Genomic DNA, 1528 nt, shown 5'->3' with positions numbered 1-1528 from the left:
GGGGAGCATATTTTAAGAGGCGAAATCCTATCTCATAGGAATTGGCCTGTATGTAAGGAGGTGGAGGATACTGTCAATATTGTCTCTAGCAAAGTTCAGATTCCTAGGACAACATTTCATTATTCTGCCTATAAATCTTTAAGGCATGCCATTTTTTGTGAACTAGGATCATCGTGTTCATCACAATTGTTAGCAGCTATTTTGATGCGTGCTGGAAGGAATAAAGCATGACAACACATAAAATACCGTGGAGAATCTACGTAGCCCTTATCGGCTCTCTGGTAGGTACAGGAATATATTCCTTCGCCCTACCCATCGCGATTCTCGCTAGTACAGGCGAAATTGGGTTAGCTGGCGTGATGGCAGTAGCCATGCAAATCCCCAATATCGCCTTGGCATATCCACTAGCAACCCTATCTGATAGTCTGCCTCGAAAACCTATGATCGTGATTGCCGGGGCAGTAAACATCCTCAGCATCCTTACCTTGGCGTTGATGATTGAGCAGCATATGCTGTCATGGTTCACCATCGCCGCACTAGGATTTGTGAGCGGTGTCTTCTCCGAACTGGCTGCTGCCTCAGAAGCGGGATATATTCCGCAGCTTCTCGGACGAGAAAACCTTCTTTCGTACAACGCACGTCGTGAAATTTGCGAGGGAATATCCGCAATCATTGCGCCCCCTACAGCAGGATTTATTGTTCTTGTCGCGGGTGCAACGGTCGGTCTTATCGTCCCGGTGCTCCTTTTCGGAGCGGCAACTATTTCATACGCAACGTTGCCATCTGTAGAGATGGAAACTAAAACTGAGCAACGCGAAACCGCACAACATGGGTTTATCCACCGGATGTTTGACGGTATCCAATACATGTTCTCCGGTGCCCCGCAGAGACTTATCCTTGTCTACACGTTCTTCTTGGCGGCAGCTACGGCATCGTATTCACTCATCATTATTTACCGCCTGTACGAGGAACTCACCTTTGAAGCCTCAGTGGTAGGCATGATTATGGCCTGCAGCGGTATCGGTGGTATCGTCGCGGCGCTCATCATCGATCGTTTCCTCTCTTTCGAGAACACACGAGGAATGCTGCTGGTCGCCAACGTCGTATCCCTGCTCGGAATACCGCTCGTCACCATCAGCAATAACCCCGTAGTGCTCGGAGCCTTGCTCTTCATCCTGGACGTAGGATGGGCATCAGCTTTCATCTTCTCCAACAATCTGCGTGACTGCATTACACCGAATGAGTTACTGGGGCGTGCCAGCTCTCTTGACGGTGCCGTGTTTGGGCTAGGAACGCTGTACTCCATGGGTGCGGTAGCACTGATGCTTGACCATCTAGGCTCCTTCAACGCTGCACTCGTCGTCAGTATCCCGGCTGTACTCTGCCTCATCTACACGCTGGTCCACTATAAACAGTTCAAAGTGTTCAACATCGTTGAACAATAGTGAGAACCCGCTACCCACTTAATGACGGGGCGGAGAACATACACAGAAGGAGGGGCGACCCGCCGTCATGGCGAGTCGCCCCT

The 1528-nt window shown here is 50.1% G+C and carries 1 protein-coding gene; it reads left to right on the top strand.

Translation table 11 applies throughout. From position 1 onward, the window contains the following. The first annotated feature begins 227 nt into the window (after nucleotides 1–227). Entirely contained in the window at nucleotides 228–1445 is a 1218-nt protein-coding gene (locus O3648_RS08260; RefSeq protein WP_070482926.1) for an MFS transporter, read from the top strand. The last annotated feature ends 83 nt before the right edge of the window (nucleotides 1446–1528 follow it).

Origin of the sequence: Rothia sp. 27098_8_161, assembly GCF_041432905.1 — a bacterium.
Classification (GTDB): Bacteria; Actinomycetota; Actinomycetes; order Actinomycetales; family Micrococcaceae; genus Rothia.
Note: the sequence above shows the minus strand (reverse complement) of the source record. Positions and strands in the feature narration are given on the sequence as shown.

What these genes read in the sequence shown, in the direction of transcription:
- O3648_RS08260 (WP_070482926.1), top strand. Translation starts at nt 228, where the DNA reads ATGACAACACATAAAATACCGTGGAGAATCTACGTAGCCCTTATCGGC.